The organism is Fibrobacterota bacterium, assembly GCA_019509785.1.
Taxonomy (GTDB): Bacteria; Fibrobacterota; Fibrobacteria; order UBA11236; family UBA11236; genus Chersky-265.
In genome coordinates this window covers 232,156-255,796 of sequence record JAEKLQ010000025.1, presented here as the reverse complement: position 1 = coordinate 255,796, position 23,641 = coordinate 232,156, and the positions used below count along the sequence as shown (strand labels likewise).

The following is a 23,641-nucleotide window of genomic DNA, read 5'->3' as shown; positions in this document are numbered from 1 at the left end:
CCCGTGGGACTTGATCCCCTTGAAGACCCGATGTAGACTACGTCGTCGATAGGTCGCAGATGGAAGCGGAGCAATCCGTGGAGTCGAGCGATACTAATAGGTCGTATGGCTTTAAAAATTCTAGGTCCATCTTCGGATGAGCCGTGAGTTGCACTTTGATGGCCTGATAGAGCTCCCCCTGGGCGCAATATAAGGTATCGATAAACCGGCTTGGCCGGTTCATGACCGCGCGTTGGCTCGGCATCCGATGGGATGCCGTCGCGGGCGGTATAGCGAGTTGATTTAATGAGTAGACTATGATAATGATGCCTTGAAATTATGGGAATCGCATCGCGACTCCCTGAGGACCCGGCCCCAGTCCGGTGGAGATTGCGAAGCAATTTCCTAATGGATTGGCGAAGCCAATCCTCATTGCCCAGAAATTCCCTGGTGTATACAGCTTGATCCCGAACACAGAAGTTAAGCCTCAACGCGCCTATGGTACTGCGGTCTTGTGCCGCGGGAGAGTGGGTCTATGCCAGGGTATAACTCGCTCCGAAAGGAGCACGAACGGCCATCCCGAAAGGGGTGGCCGTCTTCGTTTTATCCCGCACAAACTACTTGGACGGCCAATGGAATTTATCCCGGCCAATGCGACCCCGGTCCGAGAGGATTTTCGTAAGTAAATTTTTGTTCTCCGGGATGGAGGTCCCTGCCATGCCGGTTTCCTTTCCCAAGCGTTCCATACCCCTCGCGATATCCCTAGGCTGCCTGTTCGCATGCGAACGGAGTAAGCCTACCGAACCCGGGGCGGGATCCCAAGGCTGGGTCTCTTTGGCCAACGATTCCGATAGGAATTTGAATGCCCTCGCCTTCCTGGATGAGAAGCGGGGGTGGGTGGTCGGCGCGGGGGGCAGCATGCTTGCGACAGAGGATTGTGGAACCTCCTGGGCGCCTCGTGAGACGGGTACGACCCAGTCCCTGTTCGCCTTGGCCTTGATTGATGGAGGGCGGAGCCTTTTCGCCGCCGGCGCGGCGGGAACAATGCAGCATTCCGAAGATGACGGGACGACATGGACTTCCATCGCTTCCGGCACCAATGCCCGACTGTGTGCCTTGGCTTTTCCGGGGAACGGCTTGGGAGTGGCAGTAGGGGAAGCGGGAATAATCCTCCGTAGTCTCGATGAAGGGCAATCCTGGGCCGCCACGGGTTCGGGCACGGCTTCTGACTTGTTCGCGATTTCCTTTACTTCCCCGGATACGGGTTATATCGTGGGTAGCGCGGGCACCATCCTCAAGACGGTAGATAGAGGCGTGACTTGGACCAAGCAGGCGAACCCTGCTTTGGATACCGCGGAACTATACGCCGTGCATTTTACGGACGGGCAGCATGGCTTTGCGGCGGGGCAGTATAGCATGGTGCTTAAGACGGTTGACGGCGGCGCCCATTGGCAGGCCGCTAACAAGCCGCATATTCAAGGGATACTCGCACTGCACTTTCTTTCCCCTGAAGAAGGTTGGGCGGCCGGCGATTTCGGAAAGATTTGCAAAACGAGAGACGGCGGGACTACCTGGAGCGGGCAACAGATAACGGGCAAGGACACGCTAAGCACGGTAAGGGCAATGGTCTTTCACGACGATCGGACGGCGTGGGCCGCGGGCGATTATGGGGCTCTACTGAAGACCCTGGATGGAGGCGGGCCCTAGCGGGCTTCAGAGGCTCCCGGTCCAAAGGGAATCGCGAGCCCAAGGTTATCAGTTCGCCCGTCCGCGAGCGTCCCTTGGTTTCTCCCCGTCCGGGAGAGCGAAGAGAATCCGATGGCCGGGTCTGCGGAAGAGATTCGCGGGGAGAGACGGCTTCCTTCCAGCCGGCGCGGAATGGATACCTGTGCCGTACAAGCTCTGATAACCCTGGATCCATTCGCCGAGCACTGCCAGCGCCGCCGAATCCGGTATGAAACTCGCGTTGAGGGGCGGCATTTGCGCCCCTGCGTAGTTGGTTTCGGCCTGATAGGAGATGACATCCTCCAGCCTCACTCCATGGGTGTCGAGATCGTCGCGCCAAGCAGAAGACCCCCACGGCTTGGAGAAGAGCCAAGTGGACCATCCGGTTGGAGCGCCCGTTCCCTCGAGATTGATCCGGGCTTCCATGGAGTCGCGCCAGGGTGCCCTTCGCAGGATTTGCCGGTACAGAATCGTGGAATAGGCGGGGTAACCGGGGTAGACCAAAGCGGGCGGAAGGGTGGTGTCAGGGGGTCTAACCAAATCCCAGGGCGCCCCGGCGGCCGTATCCAGGCCCAGGCGCCTTGCGGCTTCACGTACATAAGGCCGGCCGAAAAGGCGGACGTAGCCGGTATCGGCCATATCCATACCGGCCGATCCCGTTGGCGCATGGGCGAATTCCATGGTCGGACGCAGGCGGTAGAAGTCGTAGTTCACGTTCGAAGGAGCCCTGCCTTGGGAGATCCCGCGGTCCCCGTGGCAGCCCGAGCAATTACCGGCGATGTACGATCGCGCCACCGTGTCCAGGAAGGCGTAGCGTTGGGTCGGGGAAAGCCCGGCAGGCAAAGGCTCCCGGAGGCCTTTCCAACGGGCCGCCAAGGCGGCGGCGTCGGGCCGAGGCCCGGTGAAAATCCCTTGGCGGAACAGATCGAGAACTTGATCGATGGCCGGATCGGCGGCGCTCGGACGCTTCAATTGCGGCGGCAGGAAGCCGAGCACGGATCGGGCCGCATGGCAAAGTTCGCATTCGCTCTGGGAAGGGAAATGCCATTTCTTGTAGGTACCCCCATCGGCCGGCCCGCGCGTATAGAAGAAAGAGGTATCGAAGCCAGCCCGGGGATTCACGAGGTATGCCTCGGTGGCTTCGTCATTCCAGCGGTAGGAGAAGCCGCGCCAGGAATTTTCGCCGGCGCTATCGCGCCTGTTCATGAGGAAGCGGGTTTCCCAATAAACCCGCGTGGTGCTGTCCCCTTGCCTGCGCTCCAACAGGAATGTCTTCACGAAGGTCGCGCTGTCCGGGTAGTCGAACCGGTCTGTGGTATCGTTGTAAGGAATGGAACGGCCAGGCGGAAGGATAACCCAACGCATCTTGGCGGCCCCGTCGGACCAGAGCGGGGCGTTGATGGCGAAAGCATGCAGGGACGTATCCGTGACCTTCGTCGCGATATCCTTATAGATTCCGGTCCGCGAGAGGCGATCGGGAACGGCCGCGGAATCCCGGGGATCGAAAAAGGAAAAGGCTGCCGCGGCGATGGCGGGAAAGGCCAGCAAAAGCAGAAGCCATCCCCTGAAAAAAAACGGAAACCGTCCACCGCCTGGGACCCATTGATTCATGCGCAGGCTTTTTCCTCCGATAGAGAAGGACCCGAAGGCTCCCTCCGATTGATCCATAGTAACCAGTCCCCTATCCGGATCGCGGGAGCGTCCTTAAATGTACGCGAAGCGGGCGGTTTCCGTCCGGCATATCGATACCCGGCATCCGGAATATCCTGGACCGGGCCCGGGAATCGCCACCTCGGCGGGGAGGCCCGAGGCGTAGCTTTGGGGTCGCACCGGTCTCCGGGATTTACACCATAAAATATGGACTTATTTCCGGGATCGCGTCAGGGCAACCTGAAGTTCAGGCGCATGACGTAGTACCAGTCTTTCCAGCTCATCGTGGCAGGGTCGCTATGCGGCTCGTCGTCCTCGTTTTCGTGGCGAAAATGATCGCTGGCGGCCAATCCCGATAGGGTGATGCCGTCCATGATTTTGCGTTCCGCGAATACGGACCAGTGCCAATCGTCCGATGCGAACGCGCGGGGCGATGCATGGACGGCGGAATCGGAATAGTTGTACGGATTGTCGGTGGCACCGTTGAGCGGAAGGGGAAGCTGCCCGTCCTCCAGGTAGCTGATGGAATTCTTGAAACGGGATTTGTGGTATTCCGCTTCCACGGAAAAACGATCCAGCAGGCCCATGGCGGGAATGGCGATGCCCATCATGATCGGCATGCGCTCCGTCCGTTTATCGTAATAGAACGGTTGGTTTTCGACGCCGAGCAAGGCGATTTCGGAATAGAGCTTGAAGTCCTTTCCATGGAGCCGGCCCTGGTCCAGCAGCTCCGCGAGGTCGAGGGAAACGCGGGCCATGAGTTTGAAACCCTTGAAGGTGTAATAACCGAGTTGATTCGCGGGAGAGTTTAGCGTGGCCGTATCCGTGGCATCCAGGAGCGGCAGGCCGGTGGCGAGGCTGTAGGCGTTCCGGGGATCGTGCGGCGATAGTTTTTCGGGATTCCAGGAGAGCCCATGGGCCCAGACCCCGCCGCCGCCCAGCTCAAGGTACCCAGCGGGCTTCAGCGTCAGAACGTACCCCGGGGAAAAATCATGGAGGGGTTCGATGTCGCGCTCCATGAACAGGGTGAAATCCTGGACCGCGAAGCCGTCGAGCGACGTCACGTTCAAGCGGATCCCCTGCCCGGTGTAATAGGCCGAGTTCAGGTAAGAATTTCCTCCGGTCCACAAGTATCCGGGATAGGTCCCGCTGCGGTAGAGGTATTCCCCCAGATCGCTGGCGTCGGGATTGTATTTGAAGGGGAAAAGACCGAACTGAAGGAAGGCGCGCGGGCGTTCCGGATTTCCGAATATCAGCACGCCATAGGCTTCCAGGTCGGATTCGAAGCGGACGAAACGCTCTTCGTCGAACTGCCCCACCGGAAGCGGGTACCAGAACATTTCCGAGAGGGAGAAGCGCATGCCCAATCTTTGGGCATACTTCCGGGCCAAGGCGACCGAAACCGTGGTACGGGTGAAAGATTGGCCCGTACCGTCGGTATGATCGAGCTGACCCGATTCAAGTTGCCCGAAATCGATCGAGCCTTCGGACTCCCGGGATAGGCTATCGGTCTGGGAACGGGTTTCGGCGAGGAGGCCGGAGGCGAGGAATATCAAGGCCGACCATAAAAGGCGCCCTTTTAGGAAAGGCGCGCGTTTCAGAGGGGCGGGGGACACCGGTAGATCAACTCCGGGCCCTACCCCAAATCGCCCTTGTCATCAGCCAACCCGCGAGCAGGAGCCCGAGCGAAGCCGCGAACACCCATCCGAAAGGCTTCGATACGGCGGCATGGCCGGACCAGCCTTCGAAGCGAACGCGCCCCGAAACAGGATCGCTGGGAGGGATATGATTGCCCGGAAAATGGGACTGGACGGCATTCCGGATTTCGGTGGCGGTCACGGAGGGATCGAATTCCATGAACAACTGCGTTTCCTCGAATTGGACCAGGTAAGCCGAGGGGTTTTCCTCGCCCTTTTTCACGACCACGAATATGGGTTTCCGCGTATCGGGCGAGATCTGGACATGGCATTCGAGGGCATTCTGGATCAGGGTTCGTTGCGGGTTCCAGTCGGGGGATAAGGAACGGGCGGCGAAGGGAAGGCAAAGGCCGGCAATCAAGAATACCGCCCCGAGCACGGGCTTGAGGATCCGGGAAATGTTCATGACTAGGGAAGCTACAACGGAAAGTTTCCGGGGACAAGCGCGGGCAAGGGAGCCGGGGATGGGCCGCAAAAAATAAAAGGCCTCCCCGGAAGAGAAGGCCTTTCTTCGGCTGAATGGCTCCGGGGTTTAGTCCAGGCGAACACCCGTCACGTTGCGGGATTCATTGGGCGCGACGATATGCACGTAAAACTGGCCCTTGCCGAGGCTGGCGATATCCAAGGTCTTACCGGCTCCGCCTGCCGCAAAGCCGTTGTAGTATTGCTTGCCTTGCGCATCGACGACAAGAACCTGGTATTCCCCTTTTTCCGGCAACGCGACGCGGATGTTGCGGCCCGCCACCTTAACGCCATTGTACGTAGCCCCGTCCTTGATGATCTTGGCGGACACTACGTCACACGGGGCGGGGTTGTCCATCTCGTTGATCTTGGTCACCGAAGCTTCCGGGTTATAGGCGGCCTTGCTCGGATCCATGCAACCCACGAAGTCGCGGGCCAGGTAACGGATGATGCGCCAGTTGATCTTTTCGACGATGCTGTCGTTGACGGTGGCGCCGTGCACTTTACGCGTGCGCACGTAAAGGTTGCCATGCCCCATGTTGTTGTAGACCGTGAGGCCGGTGCCGACATGTCTGGCCCAGGCCTGGACGCGGTCGCCCATGTGAAGGCTTGCCGCGGTATAAGGGGCGCTTTCGTCTTGCGCGAACAACGCGGTCACCGGGCCGAATGGCACGGCATCGAACGTCTGCGCGCCTTGATTGCGCACATAGCCGCGGTAGTTGTACCACTCATCGCCCAAGCTGTCCCAAACCATGGGCTCGGCGCCGCCGACGACGCCATTGTTGGAGGGCAGCGAGTCGAAGATGCTCTTGTATTCGGGAACACGCTTGCCATGATCCGTGGTCGCCGCGACATTACCGCCGGTCGCGGCGGTAGCATGTGGCGGGATTTCGCCGGCCTTAACCGAGTCCACGTAAATGCGGACGTAATTCGGATCGGGGTTATGGTTCAAGTACTGGCGCACAAGAATGCGGGCCAACCACTTGCAGTTCGCATCAGTCAGGTTTTCCGCGCCGCTGGTCGGGCAGGGGATATACGCTGCGGCTGCATGGACTTGGAATAATCCGCGTCCCTTGACCTCCACGAATTTCTTCATGGCGGCCAGGGAGGTGGCATTGGAGAGAACGTCCCCGTCGCCGTCATTGAACACCGCGACATTCACCGGATTGGTGGTGTCTCCGCTCAATCCCAGGGTCGCTTCGGTGATGTAACTGTTGGTGGTTCCGATATCCAACTGGAACCCGTACTTCTGCGCGTACCGCTTCATCGATTCCTGCAGGTACGACTGATTGTGCGAGCCCAACTCGAAGGAGTAGAGGAATACGCGGTGAACGTGGCCGAACTTGCTTTTCTGGTAAGGGTTGTTCGGGTCGCGAGCGACCACGGCCGTTTGCGCCCTGGCTTCTTGAACCCCCATGAGAGCCAGTCCCAAGGCAAGAGCCATTCCGCCCGCCTTGCAGGACCAACCATTGATTCGTGACATCATCCCAACCCTCCCTATCGAATAATCCATCGGAGTTATACTCCCCCAGAGCTTAAAAAGTACTGCCAAGTCGAAATCGGCACTGGTAAATCCTGACCCATCTCGCCAGGATTTAGAGGGGATTCCGCGCGCTTCGAGCCATCCCTTGCCGAGGCCGGCCGGCCTCGCGCTGGGCCCAGTCGGAGGTCGCATCGCGTGCGACCGACCCGTTAGCGGCTTCCCGCTAGACAGGCCATCGAAGGCGCTCGCTTCCACTCCCAGGCTGTTTCCCGTTCGCCCTCAACGACACGGGAAAGTCCTTAAGCACCGCCCTACGACAATATGACCCTATCCTAAAAAAGCCCGAAATCCAACCGCACCACGTAGTACCAATCCTTGGGGCGCAAGGTGGGGGGTTCTACCGAAGGTTTCACTTCGGGACCGGTGGGATGCCGTTGGTGATCGCTGGCGATTTGACCCGTCAAGGAAATTCCCTGGACGACCTTCCGGCTCGCGTACACCGACCAATGCCAATCATCCTTTTCTTGTTCTTTGGCTATCGAATCCTGTTCGGCGGCGGGATAGGAATTGAGGTCGTATCGGTAGGGGTTATCCGTGGTTCCATCGTCGTCGAGCGGGATGGGCAAGGAGTAATAGAACGGCGCGCCCACGGTATTGTGGAAACGGGACTTGTGGTATTCGACTTCGAAGTTCAGCTTGTCGAGGATCCCGAAGGTGGGAACGGAGAGGCCTGCCATGATGGGCATGCGTTCGCTCTTCTTGTCGTAGTAATACGGCTGATCCTCGATACCCAGCAAGGCGATTTCCGAATAGAGCTTGAAGTCGCCGGAGGCTTGGGGATCGAGGCCCATCAGATCCCCGAAGTTCAAGGAGACCCGGCCCATGGCCTTGAATCCGCGGAAGGTGTAAAACCCGATCTGCCCCGGAGTGGTCAAGGCGGCCAACGTCGCGGGATCGGAAGCGCCCCGCAAAGGCATTTTGGTGACCTTGCTGTAACCGTTGTTGACCGAATCGTCATGCGTCTTGTCGGGGGAGAGCCGATCGGGATTCAGCGACAGGGCGTGCGCCCATTCCAGGCCGGCCCCGAGTTCGAGGAAACCGGAAGGCTTCGCGGTGATCAAATATGCGGGCGAAAAGTCGCTGGTCGGCTCGTAGTCGCGTTCCATGAAAACGGTCACTTCATGGGTCACTTTTCCGCCGAAGGTGGGCAAGGTGAAATGCGCGCCCTGGGCGAGGTAGTTCGCCGAGTTGAGGTACGACCAACCGCCGGTGATAAGGAACCCCGGGTAGGTCCCGCTCCGGAACAGGTACTCGCCCAAGTTGGTCGCATCCGGGTTGTATTTCTCCGGAAAGAGGCCGAACTGCAGCGTGGCGGAAGGATGTTCGGGATCGCCGAACGAATATATCCCCTGCGCTTGGCCGACGCCGGGCCCGAAACGGACCAAGCGCTCGGGCGTGGTTTCGCCGGGATGGATCGGGTACCAGAACAAGCCGCCGATGGTCATGAACAGGCCGAGCTTCTTGTCGACGGTGGCGGAAGTGGTGACGTAAACGCTGGTGCGGGTAAGGGTCTGGTCGGACCAATCCTCGCCTCCCACCTTCCCGTTCTTGATCTCGCCGAAATCGACGGCAGCCCCGACGATCTTGGGATGGAATTCCACATCGGAATACGTCGTTCCCGCCAGAAGCGAGAGCAAGGCGCAAACCGTGCCGGCTTTGTTCTTAAGGGTGTTCTTTTTCATTCGGGTGCTCCTTAAATTCCGAACTCAAGACGGAGCACATAATACCAGTCGCTGGGGAGGGAGGTGGCCGGGATCGCGGAAGGCGACGCGGTGAAGTTGAAATGCCGCAGGTAATCGTTGGCGGCTTGCGCGGTGATCGAAACGCTTTTCGTGATGGTGCGGCGGGCGTAAATCGCCCACTTGACGTCGTCCTTCTTCATCGCCTTCGAGAGGGAGTCCTGAGCGGCGGCTGATTTCGAGCTCAAGTCGTAATCGAAGGCATTCTGGCCGTCATTAATGGGAATGGGAAGCTGGCTTTGCAGCACGCTACCGTTGGTGTTCGGATACGGCGACTTGTGGTATTCGATTTCGAAACCCAACTGGTCGAGGATGCCGAAGGTGGGGATATCGATGCCGGCCATCATGGGCATGCGTTCCGATTTCTTGGTGTAAAAGAAAGGCTGGTCCTCGACGCCCAGCAGGGAGATTTCGGAATACAGTTTGAAGTCCCCGGGATGGATGAGGTCGGAATTGATGAGTTGGCCGATGTCGAGCGAGATCCTGCCCATGGTCTTGAAGCCCTTGAAGGTCCAGTACCCGCAGGGGCAACTGTCGGCAGGCGAAGAGGAACCGTTATTGATTGAGGGACGTCCCGTCGCGATGCTGTATTCATTCGCCGATTTTTTCGGATCGAGACGCGCGCCGTTCAGGGAAATAGCATGCGACCACACCACGCCCGCGCCGATTTCAAGCGCGGGAATGGGCTTCACTTTCAGCAGGTAGCCGGGCGAAAGATCGTTCGTGGGTTCCAGGTCGCGTTCCATGAACAAGGTGAAGTCGTTGCTGATCTTGCCTTCCCAGAGGGGCACGTTCAATCGCGCGCCCTGGGCCATGTAGGAAGCGGCATTGATGTAGGACCAGCCGCCGGAAACCAGCAGGCCGGGGTAGGTGCCGCTGCGGTACAGGTATTCGCCCAGATCGAAGGCCTCGGAGTATTTGTAATTGAAGAGGCCGAATTGCAGGGCGGCCGCAGGGTTTTTCGGATCGCTGCCGAAGTTGTAAGTGCCTTGGGCCTGGCCCACGCCGGGGCCGAAATAGATGCGATGCGACTGGAACGAGGTGCCTTCGGGCAATGCGTACCAGAACAAGCCGCCTACCGTCAGGTAGATGCTCAGTCGGTCGTTATACGTTCCCGACTCGGTGAGATAGACGCCCGTGCGGGTGATCTGCTGCTTATCCCCGTTGAACTTGCTGGAGACGTTGGAGCCGTCGTAGATGGTTCCCTGCACGATTTGGCCGATGTCGAAACTGGCGCCCACGGCGGTGGGATTCCGCACGAGGTCGGCGAAGCCGGGAGTGGAAATGGATAACCCCGCAAGGACGGAGGCCATTGTGAGCCGAAGGAATGATTTCTTCATTCTTGACCTTTCGAGATTGAAAAGGGGATTGGAATAGACCGAATTGGATGATGCGAGGAGGGACCGTGCGGCCGTTACCACGTGAAGGTCCATTCCGGGAGGCGCAAGGGTTCGCCGCCGCGCATGGCCGAGTCATGCGCGAGGATGCCGGTGCAGGTCCAGTTGGCGGCCTGGATGTGGTTCGGGAAAGGCTGCCGCTTCTGCGACAGGGCGCTCACGAACTCATTGACCAGGTGCGGATGCGATCCGCCGTGGCCGGCGCCTTGCACGAAGGAAAGATGGGTCTCTTCATCGCCGTACACGCCCTTGGTGGTGAAGGATTGGATTTCCTTCGGGAGGAGACGGGCGTAATCGGGAACGGTGACCTTGGCGGGAATCTCGTGCTCGGGCTTCTTGGCGGTGTGGATGACCGGCGGCTCGCCTTCGACCAGAGGCCATTCGAAGGACTTCTTGTCGCCGTATACGTCGAAGCTCTCGCGGTACTGGCGGGCGGTGTCGAACAGGGAGCGGATCACGCGCGCGGTGATGTCCGAATTGCGGAATTTGACATGCGCGGTTTCGACGGCGAACGGGGAGTTGTAGATCGGGATCATTTCCTTGCGGATGGTGCCGGAGCCGAAGCATGAAACGACTTCCGCGTCCGACTTCATCAGGCCCAGGCAGGGACCCACGCAATGGGTGGCATAGTACATGGGGGGCAGGCCGGGCCAGTATCCGGGCCAACCGTCCATGTCCTGCTGATGGCTGGCCTGCAGGTATTGAACCTTGCCGAGTTCGCCCTTCTCGTACAGCTCCTTCACGAAGAGGAACTCGCGGGCGTAGACGACGGTCTCGGCCATCATATAGGTGAGGCCGGTGGCCTTCACCATGTCGACGATCTTCTTGCAGTCCTCGACGCTGGTGGCCATGGGCACGGTGCACATGACGTGCTTACCGGCCTTGAGCGCGGCCAGGGTCATATGCGCATGATCGGGAATGGGCGAATTGATGTGCACGGCGTCCAGTTCGGGATCCTTCAGCATGGCCTCGTAGGAGGTGAAGCGCTTCTCGACCTTGAAAGCGTCCCCGACCTTCTTAAGGCTTTCCGGATTGCGCTGGCAAATGGAGTGCATAACCGCTTGCGGATGCCGTTGGTAGATGGGGATGAATTCCGCCCCGAAGCCCAGCCCAACGATCCCGATCCTGATCTTTCCCGGCATGATTCCCTCTTACTCGATGATTGGACCCGCTAATGGCAACATCCATGCCACTATTCGGAAATTGATGGCAAAGAAATGTAATTCGTCCTTTTTGGGAAAAAAGAGGTCGGGTCCAAAAATCGTTCCGTCAAAGTGCCGGGACGGGAGTGAGGATGGATACCCCTGATATCCAGTTCCCGGGGAAAGAGTGTATAGGATGGTATACAAAAAGGCTCATCCAGCCAGGATAAGCAGTTTCTTATGTTTGCAGGGGAGGAGGGCGGACATGGGCCGGTTTGCGGGGGCGGTCTTCGATCTCGATGGGTTGCTCATCGAAAGCGAGCGTCTTTGGGAAAAAGCCCAGATGGCCGCATTCGCCGAATTGGGCCTGGAGTTGACCTTGGAGATGCAGCATTCGACTACGGGAATGCGGTTGCAGGAGGCCATGGGGGTATGGCAAGGCTTTTTTCCCCGGGCCACCCTTAACGCGTCCCGGCTGAACGCGAGCATGAATGCCTACATGATCCGTGAATTCGGTAAGACGGGAGCGGTGAAGCCGGGAGCCGTGCGCGCTTTGGATCTCTGCGTCGATGCGGGTTGCAGGCTGGCGGTCGCTTCCTCTTCGCCTCCCGAGGTGATCGCGGCCGCTCTGGAGACTTTAGCCTTGGCGGGTCGCTTCCATGCCGTGGTTTCCGCCGTGCTCGAGATCCACGGCAAGCCGCATCCGGCGGTGTTTCTATCGGCGGCGGCGCGCCTCGGGGCCGATCCTGGCGGCTGCATCGCATTCGAAGACTCGGTGGCCGGCGTGCGCGCGGCCAAGGCCGCCGGCATGTTCTGCGTGGCGGTTCCGGAAACGCATAACCGCGGCCGTCCCGAATATGCCATCGCCGATAGGATCTTCGATTCCTTGGAATCGTTCTCGCCGGATATCCTCGCCGGCTAGTCTCCGGCGCCCTCTTGGATCAGGCCGAACTCTTGCATGGCCGGGCGGAAATTGCGGTTCTCATGGCCGGGCCGGCTGAGCTTCACCAGAGCGAAACGTTGCAAGGGCGTGAGCGCCGCCCAGGCAGCGGAATCCAGCGCGAGCCCCAGGGACCGGGCTTGCGCAGATACTTGGGCCGGCACCGTTCCCCGATCTTCCCAGGCTTCTTCGACGGGTTCGGGCAGAAGCGAAGGCGCGGAGCCGGAGGTCTGTTCCACCAAGCCTAGCAGAAAGTTCTTCCACTGTTCCCGTTCCGCGGGCGAACCGCAGGGCGATTGGGCCAGGGCCATGCGCAGCTCGGGGGCGAGCTTGGACCATTCGTTGAGTTTAAGCTTTACCCCGGTGCGATCGAGCCGGAGGCGGGCGGCCATGGGGATGCAGCGCATGGAGTCCACGAAGTCGGATTCGAAACCGAAGAATTGGGTGTCCATCGGATCTCCCTGGGAGCGAAAGGGTCGGCGACGGGGCGGCGGAAAACGCCTGGGCCCGTCTTCCGATGGGCTTAGGCGGCCGGCTCCCGGGCGATCCGCACCGCGCAGTGCTTATAGGAAGGCTGGCGCGAATGGGGATCGAATGCCGGAAAGGTAAGTTTATTCACGGCCGCGTCGTGCATGGTCATGAACACTTGGCCCGGCTGCACGGTGGAAGCGGGCAGCGCCCGGGCGCGGGCCTGTCCGCGCCGCGATATGACCGCGACCCAATCCCCCGAAACGATCTTGAGGCGCGCCGCATCGTCGGGATGGATTTCGATCTGCGGCTCGGAGGGATAAAGCTTGCGGAGCACGGCCGACTTTCCGGTGCGCGAGTTGGTATGCCATTGCGCCGAGGATCCGCGCCCGGTGAGCAAGGCGAAAGGATAGTCCGCGTCGGGGGGCTCGGGTAGGGGCTGGGGAGGCGCGAACAGGAAACGGGCCTTGCCATCGGAATGGAAGAAGCGCCCGTCGGCGAAGAGACGGCGTTCGCGGCCCGCGTCCGGACCGGATACGCCCGCATCTGATGCGCCAGCATTTGGCCCAGATGCGCCCGCATCCGATGCGCCGGCATCCGCGCCTACTGGACCGGGCCGGCGCGGCCATTGGATGCCGCCCTCGGCGTCGATGGCGGCGTAGCCGGGAATGCCGGAGATGTCGCAAGGACGGCCGCGCGAGAATTCCCCCATCAGCCGGAAAGCGTCTTCCGGGGAGTTCAGGCGGGACAGGAGGGCGTCGCAGCCCCAATACTTAGCGACCAGCTTGAAGATGTAGAAGTCGGCCAAGGCCTGGCCGGGGGCGGGGGAAACCTTTTTGAAGAGCCCCAGGCGGCGCTCGGAATTGATGACCACGCCTTCCTTCTCTCCCCATCCCGCGGAAGGGAGAACGAGATGGGCCAATTGGGCTGTTTCCGTGTTGGGGTACATGTCCTGCACGACCAGGAACTCGAGCTTCGCGGCCGCGCGGCGGAAGGACTCCTGGTTGATCCAGGAATGCGCGGGATTGGTGGCGATCACCCACAGGGCCTTGATGCGCCCGGCCTCCACGCCGTCGATGATCTGATCATAAGCCTGGCCCGGCTTATCCTGGATGATGGCGGCGTCGATGCCGAGCAGGGAAGCCACTTCCTCGCGGTGGGCGGGATTGGCGTAATCGCGGCCGCCGGGCAGGCCGGTGGTGTTGCTGAAGAGGCGCGAGCCCATGGCGTTGACCTGGCCGGTGATGGAATTGGCGCCAGTGCCCGGCTTGCCGATGTTGCCCGTCATGAGGGCCAGGTTGATGATGGCCTGGGCGGTGCGTACCGACTCATGCCCCTGGTTCACGCCCATGGTCCACCAGTAGGAAACCCGCTTGCCGGGCTTTAGCAGGGCGGCGAACTCCCGGATGCGCGCGGCCCCGAGGCCGGTCATGGCTCCCGCCGATTCCGGATCGAAGGTCCGTACGTGTTCGCGGAAGCCTTCCCAACCGACGGTATTCGCTTCCATGTATTCGCGATCGATCCAGCCTTCCGCGAAGAGGACGTGGGCGAGGCCGTAGAGCAGGGCCAAATCCGACTTGGGGAGGATGGGATAATGGCGCGTAGCCGCCAAGGCGGTCTCCGTTTGCCGCGGATCAACCACCAGTATTTCCGGTTTACGTTTGTTCATCATCACCCGTTCCCACATGATGGGATGGGCGATGCAAGGATTGGCCCCGATGAAGACGAGCACGTCCGATTCCTCGAAATCCTTATACGCGAAGGGCGGCGCGTCGAACCCGAAGGATTGCTTGTAAGCGACGTGGGAGGTGGCCATGCATTGGCGCGTATTGGCGTCGCCATGCAAGAGCCCCATGCCGAACTTGGCCAAAAGCCCGAGCGTGAACATCTCCTCGGTGGGGATCTGGCCGGTGCTCAGGAAGGCCCCGGCCTCGCGCCCGTGCCGTTCCAGCACGCCCCGGAAGCGGGCCACGAAGGTCTTGAGGGCCGTGTCCCAGTCCACCGGCTGCAAGGCTCCGAAGGCGTTCCGGAGCAGGGGCGTGGTGGCGCGATCGGGCGAGGCCAGCGGGGTCAGGGCTTCCCAACCCTTGGGGCAGGCCATCCCCAGGTTCACGGGATAATCGGGATCGGGGGTGAGGTTGACGGCCTTGCCGTCCTTCATGTGGATCTTAAGGCTGCAGCCCGTGGAACAGAAGCCGCACACCATGCTGGTGGTCGCGTCGGGGCGCAGGCGATGGGGCGTCTTGCCCAGGCCGAAGCGGCCGGGCGAAAGCACCATCTCGTGGGTGAGGCGGCCGTTGCGGTCCTTGAAGAGCCCGGCCAGACGATCTTTTACGGCCATGGTTCGCTTTCCGCGCTCAGGCGCCCGGCATGCGCGGCGGCACGCAGGCGGTGAAGAACAGGTATCGCTCCAGCCATTCCCCCGCCAGGACGGCGGCCAGGATGGAAAGGGCGAGAATAAGATCGCCGGCGCCGAATGCGGCGCGGTCGCGGTACAGCCAGAACATGGGGAGGATGAATCCGCCCAAGAGGCCGGCGTTGAAGCGCCAGGCATGCGCTACGCGCAAGGGACCGCGTAACAGCAAGGCGGTCTTCTTGAGGGGCGTGGGCTCTTGATCGTCGCCATGGCGGTGGATGCGGGCTTCCACGGCGAGCTTGGCGAACACGGCGAAGGGAAGGGCGATGCAAACCCAACGGCCCCAAGCCGCCAATCCGTCCGCGAAGGCGGGGACCCATAGGGTAGCGACCATCCCCAAGGTAAGCAGGCTGGCCAGGCCGCCGGCCAGGGCCGTGAGCAGGAACTTGGCCGATGTATGGCGCGTGGCCCAGAAGGCGCGGGGCGTGTCGCGGTAGATCATGGCGGAACAATGCAAGGCGGCCAGGCCGAGCAGGCAAAGGGCGATGCGCGAGGCGGGACTGCCGGTCCAGGCGGCGGCTTTCCCGAGGGACGGGCCTAGGGCGGGGAAATGCAGGGTGAGCGCGGGACCGAACGCGGTGGCCAAGACGCCCGCGGTGACGACGGAGACCCATCCCCCTAGCAAGGTGAAGGCGAGGATCTCGCGGCTGAGCCAGGAACGGCGCAGCCCCAGGAAGGCGCGGAAGGCGTAGAGGGGCCGGCCCAGGTGGGCGACGCTGAGGACGATGGACGCGAAGAGGATGAGCGCGGCCGTGAGATGGCCGGCGGCCTGGAAACCAGCGTGCGTGGGAAGGATGCCCGCGAGGGTGCCCGCCTCCAGCAGGATGAAAAGGCCGACGGCCAGCTGGGACAAGGTCAACATGGAGGTGAGCGGATAATGGGGCTTTTCCTTGCGCAGCTTGTACGCGTCGGCCGCTTCCATGCTCTCGGGGAATTTACGGACGGTCTTATAGCGCGTGGTCGGCAAGGTATGGCGCGGATCGGGCGCGCCGGGCAGGGCCGCGTACTCGGCGTAATGGCTGCGGACTTCGGCTTGATCGACCAGGGTGATGCGGATGGCCTTGGTGGGGCAAGCCTGCACGCAGGCGGGGGCCTCGCCGACTTCCAGGCGGCCCACGCACATATCGCACTTGCGCACGATGCCCCGCTCGTGGTTGTATTGCGGCACGTCGTAAGGGCATTTCAGGATGCAGTACTCGCAGCCGATGCATTGATCGTCCAGGTGCTTAACGATGCCGGTGACCGGATCCTTTTCGTAGGCCTTGACGGGGCAGCCATGCGCGCACCCGGGTTCCAGGCAATGCTGGCAGGCGGTGGTGACCGTCTGCTGCAAGCGCTTGCCGATCGGATTGTGGATGAGGCCCACCGAACGCCAGGTCTCCCCGCTGTCCAAGCCGTTGAGGCTGTGGCAGGCGGTGACGCAGGCCTTGCAGCCCGTGCAGCGATCCAGATCGACCTCGAAGGCGTATTGCTGGCCGGGCTTGGGCTTTTCCAGGGGAAGCAGATCGCGATAATGGCTTTCCAGGCTGGGCGCGCCGCTCGCATGCCTCGCGTCGTGGAGGTTGGAAAAGCGCTCCACCGCCGTCAGGTTCTGTTGTTCTTGCAGGTAGGCGCCGATGAGTTCTTCGCCATCCCCCATGAATTTGGAAAGCGAGGGGGCCATCAGTATACGTCGCGCTGGTAGCGCTTCCCTTCCTTCAACTTCTCCAGGTAGGCTTTGGCTTCCTCCGGGCCTTTCCCGCTTTCCTTGGAGATCACGTGCAGCAAGGCCGCCTCCACGTCCTTGGCCATGCGCTTGGCATCGCCGCAGACGTAGAAATGCGCGCCTTCTTCGAGCCAGGCGAAGAGCTCCTTCGACTTCTCCAACATGCGATCCTGCACGTAGACCTTCTCTTCCTGATCGCGCGAGAAGGCCAGGTCCAGGCGCGAGAGATGTCCCGCGGCCTGCATGCCGGCGAACTCCTCGCTGTACAGGTAATCGAAACGCCGGCGCTGATCGCCGAAAAAGAGCCAATTCCTGCCGGCGTCGCCGTTGGCGCGCCGCTCTTGCAGGAAGGCACGGAAAGGCGCCACGCCGGTGCCGGGGCCCACCATGATGATGGGTGTTTTTCCGTCGGCAGGTAGGCTGAAATGGGCGGAGGGCTGCACGAATACGGGGACCGTGAGGCCCAGGGGAACGCGTTCGGCCAGGAAGGTGGAGGTCACGCCCCGCCGTAGGCGGCCGTCGTTCAGGTAGCGGACGACGCCGATGGTCAGGTGCACTTCGCCGGGGTTCTCCTTGGGCGAGCTCGCGATGGAATAGAGGCGCGGCGCGAGCTTGGGCAAGGTCACCGCCAGATCCTGGGCATCGATGCGGGTATGCGGGAAATCCTCCAGCACGTCCAGCAGATCGCGTTCGGCCAGGTAAGCCTTCAACTTCTCGCCGTCGCCGGAAGTGAGATCGCGCAGGCGGCGTTGCTCGCCGCCGTTGCGGCAAATCTCCAACAACCGCCGCAGGAGCTTTTCGGATCCGCGGCGCAGATCGAGCCGGTTGAGGAGGGCGGCGCGCAAGGCGAACTCTTCGCCTCCCTCCAAGGCGATCTTTTCGTTGCCCAGGCAATTGAGTGAAAGGATGACGCGGTCCACCAGCTCGTAGCAATTGCGCGGCTGCACGCCCAAGGCGTCGCCGGCGCGGTATTCCAGGCCGCTGCCCAAAAGCGACAAGGCGATATGGCGGGTATCCTTGGCGGAGCCTTTGGCGTTCAAAGGATGGTTTTCCAGCAAGGCGGCGGGGAAGGGGTTTTTGCGGGAATAGGCGGAAGCGGCTTTGGCGGCGGTCCCATTGGTGCCGTGGGCGCCGTTCGTTCCGTTCACGGAAATGGAGTTCATGGACGAACCATTCGCGGTCGCGCCGTTCCCCGCGGCGCCGTTGGCGCTTCCGTTGGCCGTCGCGGAGCCATGGCCGTTGGCGCCGATGACGGCGGGACCCGTGGTCGCGGGATGGGACATGGCGGGAGCCGCGCCTTCGCCAGAAGAACCTCCCAAGGCGGCGGCGATGGGCTCCAGCGCCCCGCGGGCATGGGCCATCCACTCCTCGGCCTTGGCCTCGTAATCGGTATCGCATTCGCACAAGGGCAACATGCGCTTGGCGCCCAGCTCGGAGAAACGGGAATCCAGGTTCTTGCCCGCCTGGCAGAAACGCGTGTAGGTCTTATCCCCCAGGCCGAAGACGGCATAGTTCACGTGGGCGAGGGCGGGGGCCTCGGGGCTTTTCAGCCATTCCCAAAAGGCCACGCCGTTATCCGGCATGTCGCCGTCGCCCCAGGTGCTGGTGAGCAACAGTATGGTCTTCTCGGAAGCCCAGGCGATGTCCTTATAGGTATTCATGCAGGCCACGCGGGGCTCGGCCGGCGAACCGTTGGCGAAAGCGGCGGCCTTCAACTTATCGGCGAGGGCATGCGCCAACCCCTCGGCGGTCCCGGACTGGGACCCGTACAAAACCAGCACGGGTAACGCCGGTGCTACGGAGGGGGGCGCGGCGGGAATGAGGCCGTTGGCCAGGCCGGCCAGGAAACCGTTCAGCCACATGCGCTGATCGAGGCTGAAGGGGGCGGATTCGGGCAAATAAGGTACGGTCATGGCTATGCCCCTTCCCCGGCCAGGGAAAGGCCTTTATCAGAGGGGACGGCCTCCCCGGTTAAGGCTCCGGCGGAGGTGTCCGCGGGGGCGGCGAATAATGCTTCCAATTCGGCTCCGGAATGGCGCGCCGTGAAGGCGGTGAAGGTTTCCCCGGGAAGGCGCTTCCCGAGGTAGAGTTCCAAGATGCGGGCCACTTCGGCGGGAACCTCGGGGCGGGGCACGGAGCGGCGCGCCGCCACCGCGATGCGGCCTTCGCGGCCGTAGCCGCCTCCGATATAGAAGTGGAAGCCCGGGCCCTTGTAGGCGTCGGTCTCCACGCCGGTGCCCAAGAGGCCGATGTCCCCGATGAAATGCTGGGCGCAAGAATGGGTGCAGCCCGTGAGATGGATGTTGACCGGCGCGTCCAAGGTGACGCGTCCCTTCAGGTAGGCGGAGATGTCCTGGGCGGTGGCCTTGGTCGGGGCCAGCCCGAATTTGCAACCTTCGCTGCCGGTGCAGGCGACCAGACCGGCCGCGATCGGGTCGGGCTCATGGGTAAGGCCCAAGGCCCCGAGGGCCTTAAGGGCTTCTTCCAGGCGCGCTTCCTGGATGTCCGGAAGGAGCAGGTTCTGCCAAACGGTAAGCCGAAGCGCCCCGGAACCCATGCGGGTCGCCAAATCGGCCAGGCCGCGGAGTTGGGCGCAAGTCAACCGGCCCACCGGTACGTCCACGCCGATGTAGCAAAGGCCCGCTTGCTTCTGGGAGTGGATGCCGAGATGGGCGCCCTTGTCGACGGGAGGGGCGAAGCGGCATTCGGCCGCGGGCAATTTCCGCAGCGCGAAGGGAAGCTTGCTCTGGACCTCGGCCAGGAACTTTTCGAAGCCCCACGAGTCGAGGACGTACTTGAGGCGGGCCTTCTTGCGGTTGCCGCGATCGCCGTTTTCCAGGTAGACGCGGACGATGGCGCGCGCCACCGGCACGCATTCCTCCGCCTTGAGCAGGACTCCGGTATCGCGGGCCAAATCGCCATGGCCGGTGATGCCCCCGAGGGCCATGCGGAAATAGACCCCGGCTTCCACGGCCTTGCCCGCGTCCACCTTCACCGCTTGGAAGCCGATGTCGTTGGTGTCTTCCAGGGAGGCGATGCTATTGCCCCCGTCGAAGGCGATGTTGAACTTGCGCGGCAGGCCGTACATGGAACGGTCGTGCAAGATGGCATGATGCAACTCACGGCAGAGGGGCAGCACGTCGTAGAACTCGTGGGGGTCGATGCCGCAGGTGGGGTTGCCGGTGACGTTGCGGATATTGTCCGCTCCGGAACCGCGCGGAACGATGCCGGCCTCGTGCATATCGGTCAAGAGCGCGAGCATGTGGCGACCGGGGATTTCCCGGATCTGGAGATTGGCGCGCGTAGTGATGTCCACGAAGCCCCCGCCATAGGCTTCCGCGGCGGCGGCGATGGCAAGCGCTTGGTGCGACTTGAGAACTCCGCCGGCGATGCGGAGGCGGCTCATCATCGACGTCTGCGCGGGGGAGACGTTCCATAGGCCATGGGTCTTGAAACGGAAGACGTCCTCGCCCTCGGGCAATTTGTCCTGGGCGGAAAGCTCGGCGATGCGCGGCCAGCAATCGAGGGGATCGGAATCGAATTTGATCTGCTCTTCCTTGGACAGGCGCTTGCCGGCGGCCTGCCAGGCCAACTGCGCCCGCTTGCCCGGGGGCAAGTCGATTTCGGAAGATGTGGAGGCGGACGCGGAGGCGGAGGGCTTAGCGCCGGCGGCGGTCCGGGCTGCGACAGGGTTTCCGGCTGCGGGGCCGGAAAGCGCGCGAAGGAACCCGTCGAGGTATTCCTTTTGGGTGGGCGTGAAGGACTGGGGGAAGCCGCCTGCGGGAAGCGTCGACAGCGTTCCGGGTCCGTTACCGGCGTTTAGATCCTGTGCCATAGCCCTCTCCTCCTGATACCAGGGGATATTGCGATGGCCAAAGGCTCGGACGGACCGGTGACAATTGGCGTGTTACCGAGCTAAGAACGCAAAGGGCATACCATAAAAATTTCTCCCCGTTCACTCCGAAATCAGGAAAGGAAGGGCATGCGGGGGGGTGTCAAGGAAAGGTCTGTTTACAATTGGAAGCAAATGTCACGATTTCCAGATTTACAAAACGGGGGAAAGCTTGGGAGTTGGCGTCCTTTGGGAGGCGGGCCTGGCTCGCTTCAAGCGACGAGGGGTAACCTGCGTGTTTCGTTTCATCCCCCTTCTCCTGTATATAATGGGGACCTGCTCCCGGGAACGACCCGTTTAAGGGGTGATCCGGCTTGACATTTCAGGCTCGAGGTTCGGGATGGCGCATCCTTTGCTTGGAATTGTCAGGCAGGAGACCCAAGATGAGATTGAAAGACTTCGCGAAGGCCGGCCACGTGCCCACCCTGTTTTCCGCTTTCCTCTATTTCGACATGAGCTTCATGGTCTGGGTGCTGCTCGGCCCCTTGGGCGTGCACATCGCCAAAGACCTGGGCCTTTCGCCCGCGCAGAAGGGCATGATGGTCGCCGTCCCCGTGCTCTCGGGCGCGGTCATGCGCGTCTTCATGGGGCTTCTGGTAGATAGCATCGGCGCCAAGCGCGCCGGGCTAATCGGACAGGGCACCGTATTGGCGGCCTTGGCCATTTCCTGGATGGTGGGCCTTCACAGCCTGCACGCGGTCTATGCCCTGGGCGTCTGCCTCGGTGTGGCCGGAGCCTCCTTCGCGGTCGCGTTGCCCCTGGCATCGCGCTGGTATCCCGCCGAAGCCCAGGGCCTGGCCTTGGGGATCGCGGGCGCGGGCAATTCCGGTACGGTCTTCTCGGCCCTATTCGCCCCCGCCCTAGCCAATCACTTCGGATGGAACGGGGTATTGGGCTTGGTCCTTATCCCCCTTTCGATCACCATGGTCATCTACGCCTGGCTGGCCAAGGACGCCCCGGGTCGTCCCGCGGCCCAGCCTCTCACGCGCTACTTCCAGGTCCTCAAGCAGCGCGACGCCTGGTGGTTCATGCTTTTCTACCTGGTCACCTTCGGCGGCTTCGTGGGCCTGGCTTCCAGCCTCGTCATCTATTTCAATAGCCAGTTCGGGTTGCCGCCGCAGGTAGCCGGCTACCTCACCGCGGGCATAGTCTTTTGCGGATCCATGTTCCGGCCCATCGGCGGAAGCGTGGCGGATCGCTTCGGAGGCGCGCGCGCCCTCCAATACCTCTACGTGGTCGTCGTGTTCGCCATGCTCGGCGTGGCCGTGCTTCCGACCTCACTGGCCATTACCCTCTCCCTCTTCGTCGTTGGGATGATGGCCATGGGCATGGGCAATGGCGCGGTCTTCCAACTTCTGCCCCAGCGGTTCCAGAAGGAAATCGGCACGCTGACCGGCTTGGTGGGCATGGCCGGCGGCATCGGCGGCTTCTACCTGGCTTCCTCGCTGGGCATGTCCAAGCAACTCACCGGCGATTATCGGTTGGGCTTCTTGCTATATGCCTTGCTGGGCGCTTGCGCCTTCGGTATCCTTTTCAAGGTGAAGTTCCGTTGGCGCGCCACCTGGGGCTCCCCGGAAGTAGCCCGCGCGCGCGTGTAAGAAAATGAACGGAGTTCGGTTTGCCCGGCGAGATCATCCGCATCGGCTTCATTCCCCTGGTCGATTGCGCCTTGCTCGCCGTGGCCCAGGAGGAAGGCTTCTTCGCCCGGCAGCAGGTGGAAGTGGAACTGCGCAAGGCGCAGTCCTGGGGACAGGCATTCGATAAGCTCGTCGCCGGGGAGCTGGATGCCTCCCATCTGCTCCACACGGCCGCCTTGCAAGCCGCGCTGGATGCTTTGCCCGACGAGCCGCCGATCGTTTACGCGCTCACCCTGGGCTATAAAGGCAACGGCATCATCCTATCCAACGCGCTCTGGAACCAGGGCGCGCATGATCCCGTCTCCTTGCGCGCCTGGTTGGATGCCGATCCCGAACGCGTTCTGCGCTTGGGCGTGGTCTTCCCGGAAAGCCCCCAGGAATATATCCTGCGCACTTGGCTCGGCCGGGCCGGCATGGAGGTGGGGAAACGCATTTCCTTAAGCTTCGTGGCGCCGCAAGAGATGGTGGGCCGGTTGCGCAAGGGCGAGATCGACGGCTTCTGCGTGGCCGAGCCCTGGAGCCGCCGCGCGGCGGCTTCCAAGCTGGGACGATTGACGGCCGAGAGCCGGACGCTGCTGCCCGGCTTGGGCGACAAGGTATTGGGCGTCCGCCTGGGATGGCACCGCTCCCATTCCTTGGAACATGCGCGCCTGATACGGGCGCTATACCAGGCATCCGAGTGGCTGGAAGATCCCGTCAATCGCCCGCGCGCGGTCGAGATCCTGGCCTCCAAGCATTACGTCAATACCCCCAAGAACGTGATCGAAGGGGCCCTGCGCAGCTTCGCGGAAAACCCCGATAGCAGCGGCCCCGATACTTGGGCCGATTTCCGCCACGGCGATGCCCCCGTGTTCCCGGCCCGCGAGCACGCGCGTTGGTATTTGGGGCAGATGATCCGCTGGGGTAACGCCGACGCTACGGTGGCCCGTTCCCTGGATCTTTCCGACGTGTGCCTGGAATCATTTTACCGATCCGTAACCTCCGGGCTACCCCGTAAGGCCGCATCCTCCGCGGTCGCCGCCGATCCGCGCGAAGCCTGATACCGAAATCCTTTTCCCATTGCCGCCAATTGTTGGCGGGTTCGTGACAGAACTTGCCATTCGTGACTTTAGAGGTCCGTGCGGGCGCGATTAGCGGCCGATTGCGCTGGATTGTCGCGACGGCAAGCTTGGCCCACGCTTTGCTTTTCATGAATGACGTCCGTAACAATACGCCAACTGAACGTTCGCGTCGCAGGTTTTAAACGGAA

16 protein-coding genes and 1 rRNA gene are annotated in these 23,641 nt (G+C 61.9%); 5 read left to right on the top strand and 12 right to left on the bottom strand.

The window, feature by feature from the left end; genetic code table 11:
* Both JF616_05185 and JF616_05180 read left to right on the top strand, forming a co-directional pair.
* Positions 1 to 118: ribosomal RNA gene (locus JF616_05185) — 23S ribosomal RNA — on the top strand; the annotation flags it as partial.
* A 578-nt stretch (positions 119 to 696) separates the two neighbouring features.
* A complete protein-coding gene (locus JF616_05180; GenBank protein ID MBW8887136.1) occupies positions 697 to 1,686 on the top strand; it encodes a hypothetical protein in 990 nt (329 codons plus the stop codon).
* Between the two features lie 48 nt (positions 1,687 to 1,734).
* On the opposite strand, the gene JF616_05175 is transcribed toward JF616_05180, so the two are convergent.
* The 7 genes from JF616_05175 to JF616_05145 all read right to left on the bottom strand — a co-directional run bounded on the left by JF616_05175 (position 1,735) and on the right by JF616_05145 (position 11,334).
* Positions 1,735 to 3,252 (bottom strand): hypothetical protein, encoded by a 1,518-nt coding sequence (locus tag JF616_05175; GenBank protein ID MBW8887135.1) that lies wholly within the window; start codon positions 3,250 to 3,252, stop codon positions 1,735 to 1,737.
* A 332-nt stretch (positions 3,253 to 3,584) separates the two neighbouring features.
* Entirely contained in the window at positions 3,585 to 4,970 is a 1,386-nt protein-coding gene (locus JF616_05170; GenBank protein MBW8887134.1) for a hypothetical protein, read from the bottom strand.
* A gap of 7 nt (positions 4,971 to 4,977) precedes the next feature.
* Positions 4,978 to 5,457 (bottom strand): hypothetical protein, encoded by a 480-nt coding sequence (locus JF616_05165; protein MBW8887133.1) that lies wholly within the window; start codon positions 5,455 to 5,457, stop codon positions 4,978 to 4,980.
* A 126-nt stretch (positions 5,458 to 5,583) separates the two neighbouring features.
* A complete protein-coding gene (locus tag JF616_05160; GenBank protein ID MBW8887132.1) occupies positions 5,584 to 6,999 on the bottom strand; it encodes a hypothetical protein in 1,416 nt (471 codons plus the stop codon).
* Between the two features lie 329 nt (positions 7,000 to 7,328).
* Positions 7,329 to 8,738 carry a hypothetical protein gene (locus JF616_05155; GenBank protein ID MBW8887131.1) on the bottom strand — a complete coding sequence of 470 codons (1,410 nt, stop codon included), beginning with the start codon at positions 8,736 to 8,738 and terminating at the stop codon, positions 7,329 to 7,331.
* 11 nt (positions 8,739 to 8,749) lie between these two features.
* Complete coding sequence (locus tag JF616_05150; GenBank protein MBW8887130.1) at positions 8,750 to 10,108, bottom strand: hypothetical protein; 1,359 nt, start codon at positions 10,106 to 10,108, stop codon at positions 8,750 to 8,752.
* A 101-nt stretch (positions 10,109 to 10,209) separates the two neighbouring features.
* Entirely contained in the window at positions 10,210 to 11,334 is a 1,125-nt protein-coding gene (locus JF616_05145; protein MBW8887129.1) for a Gfo/Idh/MocA family oxidoreductase, read from the bottom strand.
* A gap of 265 nt (positions 11,335 to 11,599) precedes the next feature.
* Here JF616_05145 and JF616_05140 point away from each other — a divergent pair, with 265 nt between their 5' ends.
* The gene (locus JF616_05140; GenBank protein MBW8887128.1) at positions 11,600 to 12,256 is read left to right on the top strand and encodes an HAD-IA family hydrolase; all 657 of its coding nucleotides are present in this window, start codon (positions 11,600 to 11,602) and stop codon (positions 12,254 to 12,256) included.
* Here the strand turns inward: JF616_05140 and JF616_05135 are convergent.
* The 5 genes from JF616_05135 to JF616_05115 all read right to left on the bottom strand — a co-directional run bounded on the left by JF616_05135 (position 12,253) and on the right by JF616_05115 (position 20,698).
* Positions 12,253 to 12,726 (bottom strand): nitrate reductase associated protein, encoded by a 474-nt coding sequence (locus JF616_05135; GenBank protein ID MBW8887127.1) that lies wholly within the window; start codon positions 12,724 to 12,726, stop codon positions 12,253 to 12,255. The two genes, JF616_05140 and JF616_05135, sit on opposite strands and share 4 nt — an antisense overlap.
* Before the next feature lie 71 nt (positions 12,727 to 12,797).
* Complete coding sequence (locus JF616_05130) at positions 12,798 to 15,083, bottom strand: molybdopterin-dependent oxidoreductase (GenBank protein MBW8887126.1); 2,286 nt, start codon at positions 15,081 to 15,083, stop codon at positions 12,798 to 12,800.
* A 16-nt stretch (positions 15,084 to 15,099) separates the two neighbouring features.
* Positions 15,100 to 16,797, bottom strand: a complete 1,698-nt coding sequence (locus JF616_05125) for a dimethyl sulfoxide reductase anchor subunit (protein ID MBW8887125.1) — start codon at positions 16,795 to 16,797, stop codon at positions 15,100 to 15,102.
* Between the two features lie 23 nt (positions 16,798 to 16,820).
* Positions 16,821 to 18,776, bottom strand: a complete 1,956-nt coding sequence (locus JF616_05120; GenBank protein ID MBW8887124.1) for a sulfite reductase subunit alpha — start codon at positions 18,774 to 18,776, stop codon at positions 16,821 to 16,823.
* A gap of 2 nt (positions 18,777 to 18,778) precedes the next feature.
* Positions 18,779 to 20,698 carry a NirA family protein gene (locus JF616_05115; protein ID MBW8887123.1) on the bottom strand — a complete coding sequence of 640 codons (1,920 nt, stop codon included), beginning with the start codon at positions 20,696 to 20,698 and terminating at the stop codon, positions 18,779 to 18,781.
* Positions 20,699 to 21,138: 440 nt separating this feature from the next.
* Between JF616_05115 and JF616_05110 the strand changes: the two genes are divergently transcribed.
* Both JF616_05110 and JF616_05105 read left to right on the top strand, forming a co-directional pair.
* Positions 21,139 to 22,353: a NarK/NasA family nitrate transporter gene (locus JF616_05110; GenBank protein ID MBW8887122.1), complete on the top strand. Its 1,215-nt coding sequence runs from the start codon at positions 21,139 to 21,141 to the stop codon at positions 22,351 to 22,353.
* A gap of 20 nt (positions 22,354 to 22,373) precedes the next feature.
* Positions 22,374 to 23,432, top strand: coding sequence for an ABC transporter substrate-binding protein (locus JF616_05105; protein MBW8887121.1), 1,059 nt, complete (start codon positions 22,374 to 22,376; stop codon positions 23,430 to 23,432).
* Positions 23,433 to 23,641 lie beyond the last annotated feature (209 nt).